This is a genomic window from Achromobacter sp. GbtcB20 (genome assembly GCF_019091095.1).
GTDB classification, from domain to species: domain Bacteria; phylum Pseudomonadota; class Gammaproteobacteria; order Burkholderiales; family Burkholderiaceae_B; genus Achromobacter; species Achromobacter mucicolens.
On the sequence record NZ_JAGXJZ010000864.1, the window covers coordinates 1 to 239 of the forward strand.

General features: G+C 62.8%; 1 protein-coding gene. It reads right to left on the minus strand.

Features of this window, described 5'->3' with window-relative positions; all coding sequences use genetic code 11:
• On the minus strand, positions 1–239 hold a 239-nt coding region (locus KVT32_RS31440; protein ID WP_254637107.1), incomplete at both ends, for an MATE family efflux transporter.

A 239-nucleotide genomic window follows, 5' to 3' on the forward strand; every position in this document is an offset into this window, starting at 1 on the left:
GAGCGGGACCATGAACACCAGGGACGCGAAGTTCAGCGCGATCTGGTGCGCCGACACCTGGACCACGCCGAAGCGCGCCACCAGCAGGCTGATCAGGCCAAAAGCGCTGACCTCGGCGAAATAGGTGACGCCGATCGGCAGGCCGAGGCGGAACATGTTCTTCAATTCGGCCCAGTCCGGGCCTTCCCACTGCGTGAACGGATAGGTCATGCGGTAGGCACTGGACAGTTTTGTCCAGG